At 72.5% G+C, this 18,872-nt stretch carries 19 protein-coding genes; 11 read left to right on the plus strand and 8 right to left on the minus strand.

The genetic code is table 11. The features are described from left to right. The first annotated feature begins 140 nt into the window (after positions 1–140). From HTZ77_RS13670 to HTZ77_RS13700, 7 genes are all read left to right on the plus strand, one after another. Complete coding sequence (locus HTZ77_RS13670) at positions 141–1,244, plus strand: lytic polysaccharide monooxygenase (protein WP_175589924.1); 1,104 nt, start codon at positions 141–143, stop codon at positions 1,242–1,244. Further along, positions 1,229–1,807, plus strand: coding sequence for a hypothetical protein (locus tag HTZ77_RS13675; RefSeq protein ID WP_175589925.1), 579 nt, complete (start codon positions 1,229–1,231; stop codon positions 1,805–1,807). Before HTZ77_RS13670 ends, HTZ77_RS13675 begins: the two co-directional genes overlap by 16 nt. A 328-nt stretch (positions 1,808–2,135) precedes the next feature. Next, positions 2,136–2,711, plus strand: coding sequence for a hemerythrin domain-containing protein (locus tag HTZ77_RS13680; RefSeq protein ID WP_235994660.1), 576 nt, complete (start codon positions 2,136–2,138; stop codon positions 2,709–2,711). A 114-nt stretch (positions 2,712–2,825) separates the two neighbouring features. Then, the gene (locus tag HTZ77_RS13685; protein WP_175589926.1) at positions 2,826–3,509 is read left to right on the plus strand and encodes a sensor domain-containing protein; all 684 of its coding nucleotides are present in this window, start codon (positions 2,826–2,828) and stop codon (positions 3,507–3,509) included. A 206-nt stretch (positions 3,510–3,715) separates the two neighbouring features. Then, the gene (locus HTZ77_RS13690; protein ID WP_175589927.1) at positions 3,716–4,645 is read left to right on the plus strand and encodes a helix-turn-helix transcriptional regulator; all 930 of its coding nucleotides are present in this window, start codon (positions 3,716–3,718) and stop codon (positions 4,643–4,645) included. A gap of 72 nt (positions 4,646–4,717) precedes the next feature. Beyond that, entirely contained in the window at positions 4,718–5,827 is a 1,110-nt protein-coding gene (locus HTZ77_RS13695) for a class I SAM-dependent methyltransferase (protein ID WP_175589928.1), read from the plus strand. 33 nt (positions 5,828–5,860) lie between these two features. Then, positions 5,861–7,288, plus strand: coding sequence for a pyridoxal phosphate-dependent decarboxylase family protein (locus HTZ77_RS13700; RefSeq protein ID WP_175589929.1), 1,428 nt, complete (start codon positions 5,861–5,863; stop codon positions 7,286–7,288). Positions 7,289–7,340: 52 nt separating this feature from the next. On the opposite strand, the gene HTZ77_RS13705 is transcribed toward HTZ77_RS13700, so the two are convergent. The 4 genes from HTZ77_RS13705 to HTZ77_RS13720 form a co-directional block, all read right to left on the minus strand. Continuing rightward, positions 7,341–8,162 carry a DUF1206 domain-containing protein gene (locus HTZ77_RS13705; protein WP_328808575.1) on the minus strand — a complete coding sequence of 274 codons (822 nt, stop codon included), beginning with the start codon at positions 8,160–8,162 and terminating at the stop codon, positions 7,341–7,343. Between the two features lie 84 nt (positions 8,163–8,246). Beyond that, positions 8,247–9,497: a hypothetical protein gene (locus HTZ77_RS13710; RefSeq protein ID WP_175589930.1), complete on the minus strand. Its 1,251-nt coding sequence runs from the start codon at positions 9,495–9,497 to the stop codon at positions 8,247–8,249. After that, positions 9,494–10,003 (minus strand): SigE family RNA polymerase sigma factor, encoded by a 510-nt coding sequence (locus HTZ77_RS13715; RefSeq protein WP_175589931.1) that lies wholly within the window; start codon positions 10,001–10,003, stop codon positions 9,494–9,496. Before HTZ77_RS13715 ends, HTZ77_RS13710 begins: the two co-directional genes overlap by 4 nt. Before the next feature lie 147 nt (positions 10,004–10,150). Next, the gene (locus HTZ77_RS13720) at positions 10,151–11,665 is read right to left on the minus strand and encodes a M28 family metallopeptidase (protein WP_175589932.1); all 1,515 of its coding nucleotides are present in this window, start codon (positions 11,663–11,665) and stop codon (positions 10,151–10,153) included. A 280-nt stretch (positions 11,666–11,945) separates the two neighbouring features. Here HTZ77_RS13720 and HTZ77_RS13725 point away from each other — a divergent pair, with 280 nt between their 5' ends. Continuing rightward, complete coding sequence (locus tag HTZ77_RS13725) at positions 11,946–12,128, plus strand: hypothetical protein (RefSeq protein WP_175589933.1); 183 nt, start codon at positions 11,946–11,948, stop codon at positions 12,126–12,128. Positions 12,129–12,441: 313 nt separating this feature from the next. Here HTZ77_RS13725 and HTZ77_RS13730 read toward each other — a convergent pair whose 3' ends face one another. Then, the gene (locus HTZ77_RS13730) at positions 12,442–12,669 is read right to left on the minus strand and encodes a hypothetical protein (RefSeq protein ID WP_175589934.1); all 228 of its coding nucleotides are present in this window, start codon (positions 12,667–12,669) and stop codon (positions 12,442–12,444) included. 137 nt (positions 12,670–12,806) lie between these two features. Here HTZ77_RS13730 and HTZ77_RS13735 point away from each other — a divergent pair, with 137 nt between their 5' ends. Beyond that, positions 12,807–13,661: a sulfotransferase family protein gene (locus HTZ77_RS13735; RefSeq protein WP_175589935.1), complete on the plus strand. Its 855-nt coding sequence runs from the start codon at positions 12,807–12,809 to the stop codon at positions 13,659–13,661. Beyond that, the gene (locus HTZ77_RS13740) at positions 13,658–14,866 is read left to right on the plus strand and encodes a glycosyltransferase family 4 protein (protein WP_175589936.1); all 1,209 of its coding nucleotides are present in this window, start codon (positions 13,658–13,660) and stop codon (positions 14,864–14,866) included. The genes HTZ77_RS13735 and HTZ77_RS13740 overlap by 4 nt, the downstream gene beginning before the upstream one ends. On the opposite strand, the gene HTZ77_RS13745 is transcribed toward HTZ77_RS13740, so the two are convergent. Further along, positions 14,805–16,160, minus strand: a complete 1,356-nt coding sequence (locus tag HTZ77_RS13745; protein WP_205302610.1) for a cytochrome P450 — start codon at positions 16,158–16,160, stop codon at positions 14,805–14,807. The genes HTZ77_RS13740 and HTZ77_RS13745 overlap by 62 nt on opposite strands. A 248-nt stretch (positions 16,161–16,408) precedes the next feature. On the opposite strand from HTZ77_RS13745, the gene HTZ77_RS13750 reads away from it, so the two are divergent. After that, positions 16,409–16,879 (plus strand): hypothetical protein, encoded by a 471-nt coding sequence (locus HTZ77_RS13750; RefSeq protein ID WP_175589937.1) that lies wholly within the window; start codon positions 16,409–16,411, stop codon positions 16,877–16,879. 28 nt (positions 16,880–16,907) lie between these two features. On the opposite strand, the gene HTZ77_RS13755 is transcribed toward HTZ77_RS13750, so the two are convergent. Both HTZ77_RS13755 and HTZ77_RS13760 read right to left on the minus strand, forming a co-directional pair. Next, positions 16,908–18,299 (minus strand): CU044_5270 family protein, encoded by a 1,392-nt coding sequence (locus HTZ77_RS13755; protein WP_175589938.1) that lies wholly within the window; start codon positions 18,297–18,299, stop codon positions 16,908–16,910. Next, on the minus strand, positions 18,292–18,864 hold the full coding sequence (locus tag HTZ77_RS13760) for an RNA polymerase sigma factor (RefSeq protein ID WP_328808576.1): 573 nt from the start codon (positions 18,862–18,864) through the stop codon (positions 18,292–18,294). The genes HTZ77_RS13755 and HTZ77_RS13760 overlap by 8 nt, the downstream gene beginning before the upstream one ends. Positions 18,865–18,872 lie beyond the last annotated feature (8 nt).

The raw sequence follows: 18,872 nt of genomic DNA on the forward strand, positions 1-18,872 counted from the left end.
CCCGCGACGGCCGCCGGCTGAAAGTTTCACCGCGCGTTGCCGGGTCCGCGGCGCCGTGTTTCAATGCGCACACACGGATGCTGCCGGGCGGGGCGGGTCGTGGACGGGTTCCTCTTTCGCTCGAACAAAGGGACTCCTCCATGAGACCGATCCGGTCGGCGGCCCTGGTGGCCGCGACGGCCGTGGCCCTGGTGACGAGCCTGCTGGTGGCGTTGTCGCCGCAGCAGGCGCAGGCCCACGGCGTCACGATGTTCCCCGGCGCGCGCACGTTCCTGTGCTGGCAGGACGGTCTGCGCGAGAACGGGCAGATCATCCCCTACAACCCGGCCTGCGCGGCGGCGGTCGCGCAGAGCGGCACGACCCCGCTCTACAACTGGTTCGCGGTGCTGCGCTCCGACGGCGCCGGCCGCACGTCGGGGTTCATCCCCGACGGCCAGATCTGCAGCGGCGGCCAGGGCGGGCCGTACGACTTCACCGCCTACAACGCGGTCCGCTCCGACTGGCCCCTCACCCACCTGACCTCGGGGGCGACGATCCAGGTCCGGCACAGCAACTGGGCGGCGCACCCCGGCTCGTTCGTCTACTACATCACCAAGAACGGCTGGAACCCCAACGCGCCGCTCAAGTGGTCGGACCTGGAGTCGTTCGGCAGCGCGGCCAACCCGCCGCAGTCCGGCGGGACGGGCGGCCTGAACTACTACTACTGGAACGTCCAGCTCCCGTCCGGCAAGAGCGGGCGCCACATCCTGTTCATCCACTGGATCCGCTCCGACAGCCAGGAGAACTTCTACAGCTGCTCCGACGTGGTCTTCGACGGCGGCAACGGCGAGGTCACCGGCGTCGGCCCGAACGGCCAGTCGCCCGGCACGACCCCGACCGTCACCCCCACGGTCACCCCGACCGTGACGCCCACCGTGACCCCCACCTCCCCCGGCGCCTGCATCGCCACGTGGCGCACCATCGCCACTCCCGGCTGGGCGGGCCACTTCCAGGCCGAGGTCACCGTCCGCAACCCCGGCTCCACCCCGCTGAACGGCTGGACGGTCAAGTGGACGTACGCGGGCGGGCAGGGCTTCGAGGGCCAGCCGTGGAACGGCGTGCTGTCCTCACAGCCGCCCAACGTGACGGTCAAGAACGCGAGCCACAACGCGCAGCTGGCGGCGAACTCCAGCACCACGTTCGGGTTCAACGCGACCGGCAACGCCCCCGACCCGGTTCCCGCGCTGACGTGCACGAGCCCGTAGACGACGCCCGGCCCGGGGCGGGCGGCGTGACCCTGACCCGGCGGAAGGGGGTCGTGGCGGCGGTCGCCGCGGCCCTCGTCCTGCTCGCCGGGGTGGGCGTGGTGCTGGGCGTCCAGCAGGCGGGGCGGCACGACCTGGAGCGAAGCCTCGCCGGCCAGGTGACCGCCCTGCTCGAACGGGCGACACCGGCCGAGCATCACGAGCACGGCCACGACTTCGGCGAGGACGCCGGGCGGGTGGTGTGCGCGGTGGAGCCGTTCGGTTTCGACCCGCCGGACGCCCGCGCGGTGTCGCAGGTGCGGTGGGTCTACGCCCGGCACATGTGCGCGGTCACAGGCACGGGGACGAACTGGGCCATGTCGGTCCGCGCCTCCGGCCCGATCGCGGTACGGCTGGGCGGCGCGCCGTGGGTCAGGGTGCCCGAGCCGGGCCCGGGCTATCCGGACCGGGTCAGGGAGATCGTCCCGGAGCGCTATCACGAGGAGGCGTTCGAGGAGTTCGCGGACGAGGGGGTGATCGAGGCGGCTCGCGACCGGTTCGAGCGACAGCAGGCGGTGCGCTGAGCGCGGGGCGCGCCGCGACGTGAAGGACGCGGCCGGCGGAGAAGGGGGAGGTCTCACGGCCGGCCGCGTCCCTGCCATCCGGGCGGGATGGTGTCATGGAACGGTCACACGGTTCGGCGGCGGCCTCACCTCCTGGCTTCGAGGGGAGCACGAGAGGGGAGCGCTGAATGGGAGCGCTCCCAAGCAGGATTGTGCGAGCCGGCGGCCAGATGTCAACGGAAAGCGGCTCCGCGCCGGGATACGTCCGGCCCCACCTGGCTCCCCGCGTGAAACTTTCACGACCGGTCATGACGCGCGTGGCGCCCGGCCCCACGGGTAGGCGGCAGACATGACCGACAGCTCGCGCCGGCCCGAGACGATGGAGGAGAAGGACGTCATCGACCTCCTCCTCGCGCAGCACGCGATGATCAGGGACATGTTCGACGACGTCGAGCGGGCGGCGCCGGACCAGCGGGGTCCCGCCTTCACCCGCCTGGTGCGCATGCTCGCCGTGCACGAGACGGCCGAGGAGGAGATCGTCCACCCGTACGTCCGTAAGGTCGTCGACGGCGGCGACGCCGTGGTGGACGACCGGCTGGCCGAGGAGCGGGAGGCCAAGGAGCTGCTCCAGCGGTTGGAGGAGGAGGGCCCGGACGCCCCCGACTTCCTGGAGCGGCTCGCGCTGCTGCGCGCCGCCGTCACCGCGCACGCCCAGAGCGAGGAGCGGCACGAGTTCGTCAGGCTGCGCGCCGAGACCGGGCCCGCCGAGCGCCGCGCGATGGCCGCCGGCGTCAAGGCCGCCGAGGCGCTGGCCCCCACCCACCCGCACCCGGGCGTGGAGTCGGCCACCATGAACCTCCTGGTCGGCACGCCCATCGCGATGGTCGACCGCATCCGCGACGTCATCCGCCAGGCGATGCGCTGATCGCCTGACGCGCGGGCACGGGCGGTCCGGCGCGCAGGGGTAGGGCTGCCCCTACCCCCGGCTGACCTGCCGGCGGCATCGTCCGGCGCCGTCCGGCTGCGTAGCGTTCTCGTCATGAAGACCCTCCGGCACCGCATCGCCACCGACACCCGCTACACGTTCATGGGCCTGCCGGCCGCGCTCGCCTCCTTCGGCCTGGTCGTGACCGGTGTCGCGGCCGGGCTCGGCAGCGCGGTCGCCGTCGTCGGCCTGCCCGTGCTGGCCGGGACCGCCGTCCTCGCGCGCAACTTCGCCGAGAGCGAGCGGGAGTCGCTCGCCGGCGTCCTGGGCCGCCCGGTCGGGCGACCGGTGTACGCGGGGCCGCCGGCGGGCGCGGGCCGGTGGCGGCGGACGCTGAACCCGCTGGCGAGCCCGCAGGCGTGGATGGACCTGCTGCACGCCGTCGTGGCGTTCCCGTTCGCCGTGGTCGCGTTCGTCATCACCACCGTGTGGTGGGCGGCCGCGATCGCCGGGCTGACGTTCCCGCTGTACGGCTGGATCATCGCCGGGATCCCGGGCGTGGACGGCGGTCTGCCGCAGCTCCTCGGCCTGGGAACCGGCACGGCGACGTTCGTGATGTTCAACACGGCCGTGGGCGCGCTGTTCGCGCTGACGCTCGCCCCCGCCGTGCGGGCGGCCGCGCTGTTCAGGGCGGCGCCCGCGCAGCTCCTGCTGGCCCGCCCGGTCGTGGAGAACCCGTACGACCTCCACGCGTACGGCACCGCGCACCCGGCGTTCCGCACCGCCGCGCACCTCTGAACCGTCAGCCTGAGGCCGTCCCGAATCAGGACAGGACCGAACGAAAGGGGCCGGCCGCTGCGGATTCCCTCCCGGTCAGCGGCGGCCGGCCCCCTCCCCCCTCCACGTCAAAGCTTGGCGGCTACCGCGCTGACCTGGAAGGATGCGTCGTTCCAAGGAACGGTTTTCCCCGGTGAAAGCTCCGCATAGATGCCATAATCCCGGTGATGCGACCACCGGACGCGAGCCCGAGAGGGCCGCTGGGCGACTTCCTGAGTGCCCGGCGCTCCCTGATCACCGCGGCGGACGTGGGTCTGCCGGAGACCGGCTACCCGCGACGCGTCCCCGGTCTGCGCCGGGAAGAGGTGGCCCAGCTCGCCGGCATCAGCATCGACTACTACACGCGCCTTGAGCAGGGCCGCGTCCGCACCGCCTCCCGGCCGGTGCTGCACGCCATCGGCCGCGCCCTGATGCTCAACGACGACCAGCAGCGCCACCTCATCCAGCTCGCGCACCCCGACGAGGCCGAGCGGCGCGGCGGCTCGGCCCCCCGGGTGAGCCCGCAGGTGGAGCGCCTGCTGGCCAACCTCGCCGACACCCCCGCCCTGGTCCTGAGCCGCTACTTCGACGTCCTCGCCTGGAACCGGCTGGCCGTGGCGCTGCTCGGCGACCTGGCCGCGATGGAGCCCCGGCACCGCAACTACGTGTGGATGACGTTCCTCGACCCGCATGTCCGCTCCATGCTCGTGGACTGGCGCGAGCGCGCGCAGGAGGCCGTGTCCGCGCTGCGGCTGGCGGCCGGTGTGGCGTGCGACGCGCCCCGGCTGCGGGAGCTCGTGGGCGAGTTGTCCGCACGGGACCCGGACTTCCGTACCTGGTGGGTCCAGCACCTGGTGACCATGCGCACCTCGGGCAGCAGCCGTCTCGACCACCCGGTGGCGGGCCGGTTCAGCGTGGACTGGCAGGTCCTCACCTGTGTGGACGACGGCGAGCAGGCGATCGTGCTCATGAGCGCGCCCGCTGGCGGACCCGACCACGCCGCCATCCGCAGGCTCGACGCCTGGGCCGAGGCGCATGGCCTCACCCACGGCACCGCCGCCCCGGCGGCTCCCCTGGTCACCACACCTCACTCAGGGGCATCAGGGACCCCGTCTTGACCCGGGCAAGGGCGTAGCCGCTCACAGACGAGGGCAAATCCCCGGCATTCCGCTCTTTTTCGAGGTGTTGCCATGGTTTCCGCGCGGCGGCTGATCAACCGGATCGTCTACGGTTCCCGCTACGACCGTGTCCACTGGACTCAGCGCGTCTACGTGCGTCCCGGCGAGCGGCTGGCGCGCGAGGCGCGGTGGCGCTGGCGGCTGCGGCGCGCGCCGGTGGTGCCGCTCGCGGACTACGCGGCCCGCACGCCGCTCGGTGCGATCGAGGAGTTCGTGAGCTGCCTGATGTGCGGGCAGTCGCGCCAGCAGCCGCTGTTCGAGCCGGCCAACGGCGACGGGTGGAGCTACCGGGTCGTCCGCTGCCCGTCGTGCGGCTTCCTGTACCGCAACCCGAACGTGCGTCCCGAGCACCTCGGCGACCTGTACGCCAACGGCTACAGCGGCTTCCTGACCGGCGACTACGCGGCCAACCGGCAGCGCCGCTACCGCCTGACGATGGACGCGTTCGCACCGGTGTTCAGCGACGGGCGGGGCCGGCGGCTGCTCGACTTCGGCTGCGGCGCCGGGCTGTTCCTCGAACTGGCCGAGCAGCGGGGCTTCGAGGCGTACGGGGTGGACCTGTCGCCCGACTCGGTCGAGCAGGCCAACGCGCGGCTGACCCGGGCGCGGGCGTACTTCGGGGCGCCGGAGGACGTGCCGGAGATCGCGGAGGGCGGCTTCGACGTGATCACCCTGTGGTCGGTGCTCGCCCACCTGCCGCGCCCGTTGTCGGACTTCTCGCTCTTCAGGCGGCTGCTGGCGCCGGGCGGCGTGCTGCTCGTCCTGACGGTGAACGCCCGCTCGCTGCTGCTCAAGGCGTACGGCCCGACGTGGAGCGGCTTCACCAAGAACCACCTGATGTTCTACTCGGCCGAGACGCTGCGCACGCTGCTGGGCCGTACCGGCTTCGCGGGGGTCTCCTACGCCCCGCACTACGGCGACGCGGTGGAGGCCGGCACGGACCGGCTGCCGGAGCCGCTGCGCCGGCGGCTCCGCCGCACGGTCGAGGCGGCCGACGGCGGCAACATGATGCGCGCGCTGGCCTTCGCCGACCAGGAGGCGATCGCCCGCTGGGGCGGCGACCGGCGGATCCACCGGCTGCGCACCCGGGCGCAGGCGCGTCCGGTCCCCGCCGCTGATTGACCGTTCCGTACGAACAGATCTACATTCGGCCGCGTGAACCTGCCCGTCACGGGGAGCACGGCCGAGGAGCTGCTGGCCGAGGTCGCCCGCCTCAAGGAGCACGACCTGCCCGTACGCGGCGGCCAGGTCACCGCGTACGTCTACGACACCGGCCGCCCCGAGGTGCACGAGGCGGCGACCCGCGCGTACGTCGAGATGCTGGAGGTCAACAGCCTCGACCCGACCGCCTTCCCCAGCGTGGTGGAGATGGAGCGGCAGGTCGTGGGCGCGGTCGCGGACCTGCTCGGCGGCGGCCACGGCATCTTCACCAGCGGCGGCACCGAGTCGATCATGCTGGCGGTGAAGGCGGCCCGCGACCTGGCCGGCCGGGAGCGGCCGGAGATGGTCGTGCCGGTCACCGCCCATCCCGCCTTCCACAAGGCGGCCCACTACCTGGGCGTGAGCGTGCGGCCGGTGCCGGTGGACCTGGACACCTACCGGGCGCGGGCGGCCGACGTCGAGGCGGCGATCACGGCCGACGCCGTGCTCGTCGTGGCCTCGGCCCCCTCCTATCCCCAGGGGGTGATCGACCCGGTCGGGGAGATCGCCGCCGTCGCCGCCGCCGCGGGTGTCCCCTGCCACGTGGACGCGTGCGTGGGCGGGTGGCTGCTGCCGTGGCTGCGCGAGGCCGGGGCGGGCGTGCCGCCGTTCGACCTGTCGGTGCCCGGCGTGACCTCGCTCTCGTGCGACCTGCACAAGTTCGGCTACGCCCCGAAGGGCGCCTCGGTCGTGCTGTTCGCCGACCCCGCGATGCGCCGCGGGGCGTACTTCGCCTCGGCGGCCTGGCCCGGTTACACCGTCATCAACGCGACCGTGCAGAGCTCCCGCTCGGCCGGGCCGCTGGCCGGCGCCTGGGCCACCCTGCGCGCGCTCGGCCGTGAGGGCTACCTGGAGCTGGGCCGTGCCACGCTGGAGGCGGCGACGGCGCTGCGTGAGGGCATCGCCCGCGTCCCGGGGCTGCGGGTGCTCGGCGAGCCGGAGTCGTCACTGGTCTCCTTCGCCGCCGCCGACGACGGTGAGGTGGACGTGTTCGTGCTGGCCGACGAGGCGCGGGCGCGCGGCTGGTTCCTGCAGCCCCAGCTCTCGTACGCGGGCATCCCGGCCAACCTGCACGTCACCGTGACCGGGGTGACCAGGGCCGGGGTGGACGCGATGCTCAAGGTGATCGCCGAGTCGGCGGAGGCGGCCCGGCTGCGCGGCCCCGTCGCGCTGCCCGAGGGGCTGGTGGAGCTGGTCGCCGGGCTCGACCTGGAGGCGCTGGACGACCCGACGTTCGCCGAGCTGGCCGCCTCGGTGGGCGTGGACCTGCGGCCGGGCCGGGGCCAGCCGGAGATGGCCGTGGTGAACGCCGTCCTCGACGGCCTCCCCGCGGCTCAGCGGGAGGCCGTGCTGGTCAGGTTCCTCTCGGTCCTCTACGGCTGACCCCGGCCCGGCCGAGGTCCGTACGCTGCGGTTGTCGGTGCGGCCGGCCTGCTCAGGTGCGGCGCCAGCGAGACTCGCCGAAGCAGTAGCCGGCGAACAGCAGCAGCCCGAGGGCCACCACCACGAGCAGCCACGGCCCGACCGGGGTGTCGGCGAAGGCCCGCAGGGTGGCGTCGATGCCGCCCGCCTTGTCCGGGTCGTAGGTGATCGCCGCCTGCACCACGAACACGCCCGCGAGGGCGGCGATGGCGCCGCGCGCCAGGTAGCCGGCCGTGCCGAGGCGGTCCATGATCTTTCGCGCCCTGGCCGACATGCGGCCCTGGTCCAGCTCCTCGCGGAACTTCTTCTTCCACCCCTGGTAGATCCAGTAGACGCCGAGCCCGATGATGCCGAGCCCGATCAGGCCGACGATGAACTGCCCGCCGGGCAGGTCGAGCAGCTTGCCGGTCACGTCCTGCGACTTCTTGTCGTCCGAGCCGGCCTTCCCGGCCAGGAGCAGGGTGAGCAGGGAGCCGACGATCAGTGTGTACACGGCGGCGCGGAACGCCGCCTCGACGCGGTCCTTGGTGATCCTGAGCCCGCCGAACAACGCCTCGGACGCCTGCCACAGGGCCAGACCGGCGAAGCCGACGACCATGACCCACAACAGCACCGAGCCGAACGGCAGGCTCGCGATCGTGGTCATCGCGCCGCCCTTGTCGGCCTGCTTGTCCCCGCTGCCGAGAGCGATCTGCACCGCCAGCACCCCGATGAGCGCGTACAGCACACCCCGGCAGGCCAGGCCCACCCTGGCCAGCCGGTCGAGCATCGGATGGTCAGCCGCCCGCCGCGCCATCGCGCGGGCCTGCCGCCCGGCGTTCTCCACCGTGGTCACCGGAACCTCCTCAAATCGCCCGAAGACGACCTACCAGGTGCCCCGGAACGCGGCGTCCAAGCCTCTGTGGGACGTGTGCGCAGGTCAGCGGGGTGTGAGGACCCAGCGCCAGGAGCCCTCGCCCTCGCTCTTGCCGGTGGCGGCGAGCTGGGTGGTCCTGGTCCCGTCCACGCTGACGAGCACGAGCCCGTTGTCGAACTCGTCGTCGCACTCCCGGGCGCAGCCCAGCGCGACCACGTTGTCGTCGTCGGCCCAGGCCAGGAGCTGGAGCACCTTCTGCCGGCCGACCACGGCCCCCGTCGCGGCGTCGGTGATCTCCGTGGGCAGCCCCGACTGCCGGGGACCGATGACGAGCTTCCCGTTGGGGGACAGGGCGGTCGTGCCGGTGTAGGGGATGTACCGGTCGGCGGGCGGGTCGTGGCGCTTGCCGTCCAGGGTGTAGAAGAGGCGGTCCGGAGTGGTGTCGGTGGGGGCCCAGATCAGGGAGCCGTCCACGCTCCAGCCCAGGTCCTGCCGGTTGTTGCCGTTGCCCGGTTCGGTGCTTCCCGGGGTCGGGAGCGAGGTCATCGCGGGGAACTCGTGATACTGCTTCTCGCCCTTGGTCACGTCGATGACGTAGTAGCCCGTACGGTTGCCGATCTTCGTGTTCCGGTCGTACGTGATCGCGTTGTTCTTCATGGGCGGCTGCTCGTCGGGATAGCCGGAGTACGTCGTGACGAGGAGCTTGGTGCCGTCCGGCGACCAGGCGACCGACCCGGCGTCGTGATCCAGGCCGATGACCGACCGGACCTCGCGGGTCGCCATGTCCAGGATCACGATCTGCCTGCCCAGCAGGTCGCCCTGGATCGCGGCGGCCGCCTGGAGCCCCGGGGCCACGTCCACCCAGGCCCATCCGGTCTTCTCGTAGCCGTCGTTCCTCGGGTCGTACAGCCACCAGGTCCGCCGGTAGCGCTCCAGCTTCTCGGACACCTTCTCCGTGGCGGTCGTCCAGTAGGCGGAGACCGCGACGTTCCCCGCAGCGATGAGCGTGCGCGGCGGCCGGCCCTCGGTGTACGTGCGGATGTCCGTGGGCGCGGGTGACGGCCGCTCCGGGAGCGTCAGGCCCGTCGCGGGCCGCACGGTGGCCCCACGCTCATCCATCGCCCCCGGGACGACGAGGGCGGCCGTCACCCCCGCGGCCAGGGCGAGCGCGCCCGCGACCAGCGCCCACGGCCGGACGCGCCCCCGCGGCGCCCGTGCCGGACGCCGGCCGCCGAGCGCCCGGTCGGCCAGGTCGTGCGGCACCCGGGCCTCGCCGGCCCACTCCGCCAGGGTGTCGCGCAGCAGTCGGGTCATCGGACGGCCTCCAGTTCCTCGGCGAGCTCGGGAGCGATCTCGCGCAGCCGGGCGAGGGATCGATGGGTGGTGCTGCGTACCGTTCCGACGGAGCAGCCGAGTTCGCGGGCGACCTGGTGGTCGGGCAGGTCCTCGAAGTACCGGAGCACGAGCATGGTGCGCTGACGCGGGGTGAGCCGGGCCAGGGCGGAGCGCAGCACCATCCGCAGCTCGCTCTGGTGAGTGCGGTCCACGCCGGGCAGCTCGGGCGGCGCGGCCTGGACGACCTCGCCGCGGCGGGCCGCCGTGCGCCACCAGCTCACGTGCTGGCGGTACATGATCTGCCTGACGTACGCCTCGGGCGCCTCGACGCGCCGCCAGCGGGAAGCCAGCTTCGCCAGCGCTCCCTGCACCAGGTCCTCGGCGGCGTACTGGTCACCGCCGGTGATCAGATAGCCGAGACGCATCAGCGCGGGCGAGCGGGCGGAAACGAACTCGCGGAAACCTCGCTCGTCTGCGGGGTCCACGGTCACCTCCAAGAGATGTGGATGTCATCCCATGAGACGCCGCGTCGCGCCTCCCGCTATGCCTCCGATTCTGGGCACTGTGCCGCTGATCCTGAGCACGCCGAAGGGCGGCCGCCTCGCGGCGACCGCCCTTCGGGACGGACCAGGTCAGCTGGCGGTGCGCAGGGCGACCCGGGACGTGCTCGCGGTGCCGGTCCGCTCCGGGATGGACCCCAGGTTGAAGGCGTACCGGGCGGTGGAGTCGGCGATCGCGTCGGCGCTGACGTCGAGCGCGGTCGCGTTGATGTTGGCCGTGGTGTCGCACGCCTGGTGGTAGCAGGCGTCATAGGCGGCCCCGGCCGTGCCGCCGAACACGGCGGCCTCCTGAGCCGTCTTGATCCCCTCGGCGCCGGTGAAGATGCCGCCGGACGGGATGCCGACCGCGATGAACGGCCCGTAGTCGGACCGGCCGTCGAAGTCGGTGCCCACGTGACCCAGCCCTCGCGCGTCGTAGAACGCTTCGAGCTGCTTCTCGATCTGCGCGGATCCGGGCGGGCCCGCCGGGGAGCCGGTGGCGTCGGAGTCGTCGCCGTCGTACAGCTTGTAGGCGTAGTTCGGCGAGGCCACCATGTCGAAGTTCAGGTACAGCCGGATCCGGTCGCGCTCGGCGTCGCTCAGGTTCTCCACGTACTGGTCGGAGCCGAGCAGGCCGATCTCCTCGGCCGCCCAGAACCCGAACCTGACCTTGTTGCGCACCGGGTAGTGCGCCATCCGCAGGGCGGTCTCCAGGATGGTCGCGCTGCCGGAGCCGTTGTCGTTGATGCCCGGCCCGGCCGTCACGCTGTCGAGGTGGGCGCCGATCATGACCACGTTCCGCGGGTCGCCGAAGCGCGTCTCGGCGATGACGTTGTGGTCGGTGCCGAGCTTGAGCGTCGTGTTCACCTTGAGGTGGACGGTCGCGCCGGGAGTGGAGGCCAGCTCGTTGCCGACCGCGAAGTCGGCGAAGACCATGGGCACCCCGGCCCGCCACTCGCCGATGTTCAGCGGGAACGCGTCGGTGCGGCCGGGCTGGCCCTCGTTGAAGACGATGATGCCGGACGCCCCGGCGAACCCGGCGTTACGGATCTTCTGGGCGAACGCGCACGTGCCCCGCTGGATCAGCGCGATCCGGCCGGCCACGAACCCATTGAAGTCGGACGCCTCGCAGCCGCTGGTGGAGGTGGGCGTCGGGGTCGGCGGCAGCGTCAGGTCCACGCCCTGGACCTGCGCGGTGACCTCGCCGGCCGGCGACGGCTGGAAGGTGTAGAAGGCGTCGTTGGGGGCGTACGTCTTCTGGTTCGGCGCGGTCAGCTCCAGGGTCGGCGGGCTGTCCTCGGTCCAGCTCTCCACGAAGTGGATCGGGTTGAGCGTGACCTTGTAACCGGCCTTGCGCAGCTTGCCCGCCACGTAGTCGCGCGAGGCGGCGTAGCCGGGCGTGCCCGCCGCGCGGGTGCCCCCGTTGGCGTCGGCGATGCCCTGGAGCGCGGCCAGGTGCTTCTGCACGTTCGCCCCCGTGACCTGCTTCATCAGCAGTTTGGCGAAGGCGTCGTCGAGCCCCTTGGCCTGCGCCGGACCGGTGACGGCCAAGGGTAGGGCGAGAGCGGCGACGACAGCGGTGACCCCTTTGATGATGGATACGCGCATATGGCTCCTCCACAGCGAAAAGCGGCATGATCCCCCGATGCCGCCTCATGGAAGGTAACGCCGCATCTGATGCGCGCCTAGAGCCCAATTCCCCGGCGGCGGTCATGCCGGCACATGGTTGACTGACCGGATCTCGCGAACGGGAAAGGCCGTAACCGGCCCCCCGGGGCCGCCGGCGGGACGTCCGCCGACATGAGCGTGCCCGTCGCGGGCAGGGGCCCGGTGACCGCCGCCCGCCGGCCCGCGGCCCCGGGCGGAGCATCCGATCGCAGGAGGAGCCATGTCGCAGCCCGACGAGCGGCCGCTCGCCGACCGGCGGGAGAATCCCGAGGAGTACGACGACGCGGACTTCGCCGAGGAGTTCGACCCGTCGCCCACGGACCCGGCCAACCAGCCGGAGCAGGACCCGAGTCGCGGGGTCCACGGCGGGGCCGAGGGCTACGACCGGCCCACCGAGGCGTGAGCCGCGCCCGCCGCCGAGGTCCCATGGGCCTTCCCCTCGCTCCGCGAACACGCGCCGGATGAACGAGATCAACCGGCGAGATCATCAGAACGGGAAAGGCGCGGAAAGTCCACTCGCACACGCAGGCCATGAGAACCTGCTGAATCACGCATGAATGTCGGCGAATCACGCGGGACGTCGGCGGATCACGCGGGAGGTCGGCGAATTACGCGGGAGGTCGGCGGATCACGCGGGAGGTCGGCAGATCACCTGGGAAAAGGCCGGTTCCGGCAGGGCCCCGCCGCCCCGCCGGAACCGGCACGCCCGGACGGCGCTAGTGGCCGTGGTGCGCGGCGTGCTGGTGCGGCTTGCCCTCCACCCACACCCGGGTCGCGTCGGCGCGGTCGCGCAGCTCGGTCAGCAGTGCGGCGAGGCCGGCGTGGTCCATGTAGGAGCTCTCCTCGATGGCCGAGGCGTGCGTGGCCACCTGGTCGGACAGTGCGCGGATCTCGCTCAGGGAGTCGAGAACGTCACGGCTTTCCTGTGGGTTCAGATCGCACATGACTCGAACGTAGGGGCGCCGTCGCGGACGGTACATAGACGCGATCGCGTCAAAGACCTTGCCGCCGGACGCCCGTACCGCCCCTGACGAGGGCATTGACAGGGAATTGCCAGGAACGCTGGGTAGCCTCCAACGGCATGACCTGGCAGCGAAAGCTCAACGACGCGCTCGGGAGGTACGCCGGCGTCCGTTTCGAACGCGTCACCCCGACGCGCCCGGAAGGCTCGTCCGACGCGGTGGAGAGCCCGCCCCGGCCGCCCGCCGACCCCGCGCACGACCGCCTGCTGACCGCGCCGGTGTTCATCCTGTCCCCCGTCCGGTCCGGCTCCACGCTGCTGCGCGCGATGCTCGACGCGCACCCCGAGCTGCACGCGCCGCACGAGCTGCACGTACGACGGCTCAGCGTCGGCTTCGGCACCCCGCTGGCGCGCAGGGCGATGGAGGAACTCGGCCACAACCAGGCCGACCTGGAGCACCTGCTGTGGGACCGGGTGCTGCACCGGGAGCTCACCCGGAGCGGCAAGCGGTACATCGTGGACAAGACTCCCGCCAACGCCTTCGCCCACCAGCGGATCGCCACCTGCTGGCTGGACGCGCGCTTCGTCTTCCTGCTGCGCCACCCCGCCTCCATCGCGGCGTCCTGGTACGAGGCGGGCGCGGGCAAGCGCACCCCGGAGGAGGCCGCGGCCGACGCGCTGCGCTACATGAAGGCGGTCCAGCGGGCCCGCAAGGGGCTCGACGGCCTGACCGTCCGCTACGAGGACCTGACCGGCGACCCCGAGCGGGTGACCAGGGAGCTCTGCGCGTTCCTGGACGTGCCGTGGGCGCCCGGGATGCTCGCGTACGGCACGCCCGGCGTGATCAGCAAGGGGCTCGGCGACTGGCAGGAGAAGATCCGCTCGGGCACCGTCCAGCCGGGACGCGGCCTGCCGGCCCCCGAGGAGATCCCCGACCTGCTGAGACCCATGTGCCGCGACTGGGGTTACCTGTGAAGATCCGCTACGTGCTGCTGCACGCCTACGGGGTCGGCGGGACGATCCGGACGGTGTTCAACCAGGCCGGCGCGATGGCCGCCCTCGGCCACGACGTGGAGATCGCCAGCGTCGTGCGCCGCCGCGCCAAGCCGCAGTTCGCGCTCGACCCCCGGGTACGGCTCGCGCCCCTGGTCGACCAGCGGGAGTCGGTGGCCGCCGACTCGCTCGGCCGCAAGGTGTGGCGGCGGCTACGGGGCAAACTGGTGCCGCGCGGCGAGTTCGCCGCCGAGTACTTCACCGAACGCGTGGAGAAGGCGGTCATCGACTACGTCTCCGCCCTGAGCGACGGCATCCTGGTCACCACCCGCCCGGCGCTGAACCTCATCTCCGCCCGCCGCGCGGGCAAGCACGTCGTACGCGTGGCGCAGGACCACATGAACCTGGACGCCTACCCCGAGCCGGTGCGCGCCGACATCGCCCGCTACTACGATCGGTTCGACGCCGTGGTGGTGCTGACGCGCGGCAACCAGCTCGCCTACCGGGAACTGCTGCCGCGCACGCCGATCGTGCGCATCCCCAACGCGGTCCACCCGGCGGAGCGGATGTCGGCGCAGGAGCACCCGGTCGTGGTGGCGGCCGGCCGGCTGGTCTGGCAGAAGGGCTTCGACCTGCTCATCCCCGCGTTCGGGCAGGCGGCGCGGCGGCACCCGGAGTGGCGGCTGCGGATCTTCGGCTCCGGGCCGAAGAAGGAGCGGCTCGCCGAGCTCATCGAGAGCGAGGGCCTGACCGGCCGGGTCAGCCTGATGGGGCGGACCGGCCGCATGGCCGAGGAGCTGGCCGGCGCCTCGATCTACGCGCTGTCCTCCCGCTTCGAGGGGCTGCCGATGGTGATGATCGAGGCCATGGGGCACGCCCTGCCCGTCGCGGCGTTCGACTGCCCGACCGGGCCCGGCGACGTGGTCACTCCCGAGGTGGACGGGCTGCTCGTGCCGCCGCAGGACGTCGGCGCGCTCGCCGCGGCGCTCGACCGGCTCATGGGCGACCGGGAGCTGCGGCTGCGGATCGGCGAGCGCGCCGCCCGCACGGCCCGCGGCTACGCGCCCGAGGCGGTCATGCCGATGTGGGAGGACCTGTTCAGCGAGCTGCTGGCGCACGAGCCGATCATGGACACCTACTGGACCGACCCGTCGCACCCGGCTCGGCGGGGATCACGCGGTCGATGACGAAGCCGCTGGCCGGCAGGGCGGGCGCGCGCCACCGCGGGATGCTGAGGTCCTGCTCGGGCAGCACGCCGTACGACATCCAGCGGGTCAGCGCGGTCACCGCCACCTTCATGAGGTCGACGGTGAGCCACTCGCCAGCGCACCGGTGGCCGCGGTGGTGGTCGCCGCCGCCCTGCGGCACGAGGTCGAACGCGCCGCCGTCCCACGTGCCGAACCGCTCGGGGCGGAACTCCTCCGGCCCCTCCCACACCCGGGGGTCGTGGTCGATGCCGTGCAGGTCGAGCAGGACGCGCCGGCCCTTCGGGAAGTGGTGTCCGTTCCACTCGAACGGCTCGGCCACCTTCGCGGCGACCATCGGGAAGAACGGATAGAACCGCCGCACCTCCTGGACGAAGTACTCCAGGTAGGCGTCGTCGCCGGAGCTGATCCGCTCGTGGCAGTGCGGGTTCGCGTGCAGGGCGAGGGCGGCGAGGGTGACGAACCGGCCGACGGCCACGATCGGCCGCAGCAGGTTCAGCACCTCCACGGCGGCGACCCGCGGGTCCAGCGGCGCACCGTCGGCGTCGCGGTGCAGCGCGACGGCCTGCAACGGGGTGCCCGCGAACCGCTCGGGCCGCTCACGCACCCGTCTCACCAGCTCGGCGATGCCCTTCTCGGCCTGGACGCGGGCCCTGCGGCCGCGCAGGTGGCGCGGGCCGACGGCGGCGGGCGCCTCGATCATCGCGAGCAGCCGCGCGGTCGCGTGCGGGATGCTCCCGCGGTCGAGCCGCACGCCCGTCCACGCGCACGCCACCTCGCACAGCAGCTCGCTGACCTCATCGAACAGGTTGACGCGCGGCATCCGGCTCCAGCGGCCGATCCGCTCCCGCCACGCCTCCCCGGCCAGCTCGCGCATCCGCTCCCGCTCCTGCGGCGTCATGAGCGACATGAACATCGCCTTGCGGACGGCGTGCGCCTCGCCGTCCAGCGACTGCACCCCGCCCCGGCCGAAGAGCGTCAGCAGCAGCCGGCGCGGCGCCGCCCCGTGGCGGACGAGCCGGCGCTCGCCGTAGAAGACCCTGGCCGCCTCGGGCCCGGTCATGCAGGTGGTCGGCCGCAGGAGCAGCCGCGTGTCGAAGACGTCCGTGCCGAGCTCCCTGGCCCGCTCGGAGACGAAGGTGTACGGGCTGAGCCGGAAGGCGGGGGTGTCGTCCACGCCCAGGACCGGCGGCGCCGACATCTCGGCGCCGCTTCGGGGGCATCGCGCGGCCGGCTCCCGCTCACCCTGGCGTGAAGGCGATTCCAGAGTGGTCATGGCCTGGCCTCTTTCCCGGGCCGGGCCACGGAAACCTCACCGGGCACGACCTGCTCAGGAGCGGCATCTCAAGGATGTGCCGTCGTGGCAGGCCAGCACAAGTTCGATGGTGATGTGCCGGCCTGACACAATCGGATGCCTTCCAGGATGCGGTTGCCTGCAAGGCACACATCAGCAATCTCTCGCACGCCGTGATGACGACGGCTCACTCATCGTGAAACATGCGGCGGCGCATTGGAGGGGTCAACGTGGCGGAGATCATGACCTTTATTGTTGACCCCTTCGATCTGCCGGTGAACGAGATCCCGGCCAACCTCCCGGTCGGCCACATGTTTGCGGAATCCGCACGGTGCGCTGTGTTCATGGAACGGATGGCGATCTTCTCCCGAGGTCTGGAAATTCAGGTGGGATACCACGTGCGAGAAGACGCTCCGACGGCAGGGGAAGGATTCGGCATTCCAGTTGTCGGGTCGGCGGACGACTTGGGGTTGGAACTGCGGCCCGAAGGTTCAACGAGACGCCTGACAGTTCGAAAGACGGGTGCAAGCGGTCAAGACTTTTCGGGCCGGATGTTCTATTGGGCAGCGCCCGTGCCACCTGGCCAAGGACTGGATGTGTCGATCGTGTGGCCGTCCCTTGGCGTCGAGTCCCGTAATTGGCTTATCCGCCATGACGCCCTGAGAGAGGCGGTCTCGGAAGTCAGAGTGTTGTGGCGGTGATGACGGGCGGCGCGACTGCCCGTCCAGGTCACTCCCGCCCGGTGGCCTGGGCGGGGCGCTCGTCGGTCCAACCGATCTGCTCGTAGGCGGTCTGGTGGTGAAGCCGGACCTCAGGCCCGCCGGTCGTGTCCACCGTCGTCGTCTCCTTGGCCAGCGTCCGGCCGGTACGGGGATCCACCACGATCCGCTCCTTCACCCGGCCGTCCGAGCGGTAGACGATCGCCTGGCCCGTGCGCCCGAGCCGGTCGGTGACCTCGCCCTCGGCACGCACTCCCGGCATGGTCGCGAGCAGACGGAAGGCCGAAGCGCGCACCCGCGGCGTCACCGGGAGCCCCTCGACGATCTGCACGACGGCCTCCCCGAGCAGGTTCCGGGCCCTGTCCGGATCGTCGGCGGGCCCCTTGCCCTTGCCGACGAGCCTCGTCAGGTACGCCCGCAGCCCGTCCACGTCGTCGGGGATCGCCGCCAGGTCGTCCCAGGACAGCAGTTCCTTCGCCAGGTCTCCCCCGGAGCCCTTCCACTTGCCGCGCAGCTCGGAGACGACCGGCTCGCCGGGCTTCGCCGCGACCACGTCCGTGACCTTCTCCCCGGGGGGCAACAGGTTCCACGAGGACGGCGATCCGGCCTTCCGCCAGGCCGCCTCGTCGTTCGCCGTGGCGGGCTTCGCGCCGAGGAAGCGTGAGATCCGCCGGCTCTTGTCCCCCGGGCGGCGGGCCAGCCACATCTCCTCCGACAGGCTCAGCTCAAGGACGTACGCGCGGTCGCCCGTGGGCGTCTGCCACCAGGTGACCCTCTTCGTCCGCCAGTAGGCGCCCTCGCCGGCGGGCTGCTTCGCCGCGGCGTCGGCGGTCGCGAGCAGCACCTCGCGGGCCTTCCGCGTGTTCGCCGAGGGTGTCGAGGAGGCGCCGGGCGTGTCCTGCGCGGTGCTGACGGGCGTGCCGGGCCCCATCGAGGTGACCGGACCGCCGGGCGCGGCCAGGACGGCCGCCATCAGGATCGTCGCCGCAGCGGCCAGCCCCGCCCCCACCGTGGCCAGCCGCCTTCTCATCCGGCCGGTCGTACGGAGCCGGCCCGGCTCCCGGGTGGCGGGGTCGTGCGCGCCCCGGAGCGGGATGGGGTCCTCCCGGGGCTCAGCCGGCACCGCGTCCCCGGCCTCGGCCTCGGCGTCGGCGTCGGCGAAGGGACCGGCATCGGCGAAGGGGCCGGCGTCGGTGAGGAAGCCGCTGTCGGGGAGGGAGCCGACGTCGGCGAGGGAGCCGGCGTCGGCGGCATCTCCCGCCAGCGCGGCCAGCAGGCGGGCCCGGCCGTCCACGACCGTGTCCAGCGACGGCTCGGGCGAGCCGAGCAGGGCGCGCACCGCGTCGAGGTCGCCTCGGTCGTGCGGCAGGCCGGGGAAGGGACGCCCGTTCAGGTCACTCATCGGTTCCTCCGATCGCCGGGTCGGCGCCGCCCAGGGCCGCGCGCAACTTCCTGCGGACCCGGTTGAGCCGGGATCCGACGGTGCCGGACGGGATGTCCAGGGCCTGCGCGACCTCCTCGTAGTTGAGGTCCGCCAGGGCGACGAGGAGCAGCACGTCCCTGTCGTGGTCGGGCAGCCGCCTCAGCTCCGCGGCGAGCCGCCCCCGCGAGCCCGCCGCGAGGAGCCTGGCGGCCACCCGATCCTCGTGTCCGCCGTCCGTGTCGTCCTCGGCCGGCGCCCGCCGCAGCGCCTCCAGCCTGCGGGTCTCGCTCCTGCGGTGCTGGGCCACGAGGTTGGTGGCGATCCCGAAGAGCCAGGCGCGCACGACTCCACGCCCGGGGTCGAACGTCGCGCGCTTGCCGTACGCCACGACGAACGTCTCGGCGGCGAGATCGTCGGCGACCTGCGTGCCGACCCGCCCGGCGACGTATCTGTAGACGTCGCCGAAGTAGCGGTCGTAGAGCGCCGCGAAGGCGTCGGGACGCCGCCACGACTCCTCGATGAGCGCGGCGTCGTCGATCCTCACAGGTACTC

Origin of the sequence: Nonomuraea montanisoli (assembly GCF_013363975.1) — a bacterium.
In the GTDB taxonomy this organism is placed as follows: domain Bacteria; phylum Actinomycetota; class Actinomycetes; order Streptosporangiales; family Streptosporangiaceae; genus Nonomuraea; species Nonomuraea montanisoli.